The organism is Paenibacillus forsythiae T98, assembly GCF_000520735.1.
In the GTDB taxonomy this organism is placed as follows: domain Bacteria; phylum Bacillota; class Bacilli; order Paenibacillales; family Paenibacillaceae; genus Paenibacillus_AQ; species Paenibacillus_AQ forsythiae.
In genome coordinates, this window is sequence record NZ_ASSC01000055.1 from 1 (window position 1) to 3,131 (window position 3,131).

The window sequence follows — 3,131 nt, forward strand, 5'->3', positions numbered from 1 at the left end:
TTGTAAAAGAGTTTACACAAAAATCTTGACAGACCCGAATAAGATGTATTCGTTAGACATTACCTTCTATACATAAACAGTGCTTTGGGATTTAATAACCTTCCAATATCTCAAGTGAAATCCGTAGCTATATTCGAATACATAGTTTTCAAGAATTAATTGTTTTTTTACTGCGAATTGTACAAAATCGTTCATTGTTTCCGTTTGATCCAGCGTCATATAGTATAATTCTCCATTGTCCTTCAACATGTTAACAGCGCTTGAGAGAATATCATCATACAATCCGGATTCTAATCGGGTACTCCCTATCATCGTGACCAAATCGTACATTGAATTCATATTTTGAATCGTAGTAGCATCTTGGCATATAATTGTAATTTTATTCGGATTATGCTCATTTTCCAAACGTTCTTTTAGCTGTCTGCAACATAAAGGATCAATATCAACGCTTGTAAGCGTACCTTTTAAACCAATGTGATAAGATAAGTATCTGTCCCAGTTTCCAGCACCTATTCCGATATTGCAGACATTCATATTCTCTTTAATCTGAAAGTTATCCTCAAAAAATTTCCTAACCGAATATTCTAAATACAAGCTCGCTTTAGATAAATTCCATGGACCTGCTTCAGCATCATAACATTGACCATATGCTTTTAAGAGAAAATCTTTATCCACCATAAGGACCTCCCCGATCTAAAGTCACTATTCTAAAAATTACCAGCATTAATTCTTATTCCAATAAATTGTTCCATCCTTAATCAAGGTATATACCACATCAGCTGTATGAAAGAAGAAACGACTACTATTAAAATACTCCAAGTAGTATATTTCTTATTATTCATCAGTAACCTCCAACATCATTAATGCGTTAAATTCTGATTTTCCCTTCGAATTTCTTCTCTTCCAAAATGAGAATCTATACACGCTTATTTATTCTGCATTGATGATACACTTGAATTTTATTAGGTTATTTCCGCATCATTTTCATAACGAGTCAGCTAACAAATACCCTTCAACATGTTCCAATATTTCTTGCTTGTTCCTTGTTATTATTCTCTTATCTTCATATTTATTTGTAATCTCTAAAATCTGTTGTATACTTTCCTGATCGTATCCACGATTATATATAAGTAGCATTTGATATAAATTCTTTACAGATTGTTTGTAATTCCATTGTTCTATTCCCATTCTTGTCTTTATAAATCTTTGAATTACTCTTAGATTACGAATATATCTATTGGGTTGAAGAATAAATATTAAGTCGGCTTTCCTAAAACTCTCCTGTCCCCATTTATAATGAGTTCCTTCAAGTATCCAATTTTCTTTATGTATGATTTCATCTAACATTGAATTTCTTACCTCTATTGGAAATCGTAAATTCACAGCGCTACGATCCCATACAAGATTGTCCATTTCATAGTGATTTATTCCATACTTGTCCGATAGTTTTTTTGCGATGTATGATTTTCCGCTACCACAAGCCCCGATTATGCGAATTTTCATTTCACTCACCACCTTAAGAAAGCCCGAATCCACTAGCACAGCTACTCTTGCAGACCGAGAGGCGTGAGCCCCGCAGCGTGAAAACGATGTTAGACGAAGGGATTATCTTCTTTGAATAGCCCACAAACATAAGTTAAAATTCTTCTTAATTTCTTCATTCGATCCCCAGACTTCAAATGATTCTATACTTATTACTCTAGGTATATATTTACGCATCAGTCTACCATCAACGTCATTTAGTATCTGTTTATTTAATATATCTTGATTTACAATTACTTTCTGGTCAGTAATTGAATGTTGAATAAAATATTTGTATTGGTTTTTCAGCTCTTTCATCTTCACGAAATCATTAATTAAGGTTTGGAGAGATCTTTGATTTAACAATCCTTTTTTAGTAAATACAGCCCATTTAAGTTCTATTCCGATCTCGCTTATATAGCAATGGTCGGTTAATTCAGTATATAATGCAAAATCTAGCATTTTATTATCGTTATATGCATGGTCTTCAGGGCGAATTTTATATTTCTTGAGAAGTTCTATATATATTAGGAACTTTAATATTGGTTCTGTTACAGACCATGTATCAAGTCCCTTACCGTACTCTTTATAAAAATTGTCCTTATACATTGAATCCATATAGTTATTTCTTATTAGCTCATCCCATTTGATAAGAGAATTCTTAACATCTATTAGAAACGACTTAATAAATCTCTCTTCATTCACTTGATTTCGGTATACTGTGGTTTCCATATAGTTCTCCTTTATGATTCTTTCGCCTATCGTTTCCGTGTTCACGACGTCCATTCACCCAATGTTTCTTCTCCATAACAAAAATTAAGTCGAACCATCCGATTCGTGAATATGATCGTATAAGACGTCCCCGCCCTTCAAACGTTCCTTAAGTCAGAGGGTTCTCTCCAAATCTATCCCATAATAAAGGATACCTCACCTCCAGGTCTTCTTCCTCCCAATCCAATTCAATTTCTATTGGTTCAAAATTATAGCCTCGAACTTCTAACTCATTAATAAATTCTGTATGTATATCATGGTTATACTCGAACATACCGGTTTTTTGATAAGTGTACGCATCTGAAGCGACTAATAACATCTCTTCCAATTGGGGCGCAAATTCATCTTCTTGTAAACAGTCCTCAGATAAATATTCAACTAGAAACTCAGGATTCATTAATGCCTGATTGAATATTTCTTCTCCTCGGGAAATTAACCAACTCCTGAAGTAATCAAATCCATCGTCTGAACATCCTCCCATTATTACAAAAGCTGCACCCCATAATGAAGATGTATATGATTTGTCCAACTTATTCCTAAATTCTATTTCGAATTGAATGATCTCTTCACTAGTTTTCTTGATTAATTCTTTAGTTAACCATTCAATTTGTTCTATACCATACTTTTTGGAATTATTTATTAATTCCCAGAAAAAATCAGTCTCCATCGAAACGAACCTCCGTTTTGTTATCATTTCCTATTGCGGGGATTTGTTAGAACGTTGCTATTCCTGAGCTCATTGCCGTATCTGAATCGCTCTCAAAAAAACTATTGATTTGGTTTTATAATTTGCATGCCACCAATTATATATTCGGCATTTAATATTTAGAATTGGAGAC

The 3,131-nt window shown here is 33.4% G+C and carries 4 protein-coding genes; all 4 read right to left on the reverse strand.

Annotated elements, in window-relative coordinates:
• Window positions 1–66: 66 nt before the first annotated feature.
• The 4 genes from L692_RS0102065 to L692_RS0102080 all read right to left on the reverse strand — a co-directional run bounded on the left by L692_RS0102065 (window position 67) and on the right by L692_RS0102080 (window position 2,959).
• Window positions 67–678: a class I SAM-dependent methyltransferase gene (locus tag L692_RS0102065; RefSeq protein WP_025696749.1), complete on the reverse strand. Its 612-nt coding sequence runs from the start codon at window positions 676–678 to the stop codon at window positions 67–69.
• Window positions 679–984: 306 nt separating this feature from the next.
• Window positions 985–1,503 (reverse strand): P-loop NTPase family protein, encoded by a 519-nt coding sequence (locus L692_RS0102070; protein WP_025696751.1) that lies wholly within the window; start codon window positions 1,501–1,503, stop codon window positions 985–987.
• A 102-nt stretch (window positions 1,504–1,605) separates the two neighbouring features.
• Window positions 1,606–2,298, reverse strand: a complete 693-nt coding sequence (locus tag L692_RS0102075) for a hypothetical protein (RefSeq protein ID WP_156940280.1) — start codon at window positions 2,296–2,298, stop codon at window positions 1,606–1,608.
• Between the two features lie 103 nt (window positions 2,299–2,401).
• The gene (locus L692_RS0102080; RefSeq protein WP_025696755.1) at window positions 2,402–2,959 is read right to left on the reverse strand and encodes a DUF4240 domain-containing protein; all 558 of its coding nucleotides are present in this window, start codon (window positions 2,957–2,959) and stop codon (window positions 2,402–2,404) included.
• Window positions 2,960–3,131 lie beyond the last annotated feature (172 nt).

What these genes read in the sequence shown, in the direction of transcription:
- L692_RS0102065 (WP_025696749.1), bottom strand. Translation starts at nt 678, where the DNA reads ATGGTGGATAAAGATTTTCTCTTAAAAGCATATGGTCAATGTTATGAT.
- L692_RS0102070 (WP_025696751.1), bottom strand. Translation starts at nt 1,503, where the DNA reads ATGAAAATTCGCATAATCGGGGCTTGTGGTAGCGGAAAATCATACATC.
- L692_RS0102080 (WP_025696755.1), bottom strand. Translation starts at nt 2,959, where the DNA reads ATGGAGACTGATTTTTTCTGGGAATTAATAAATAATTCCAAAAAGTAT.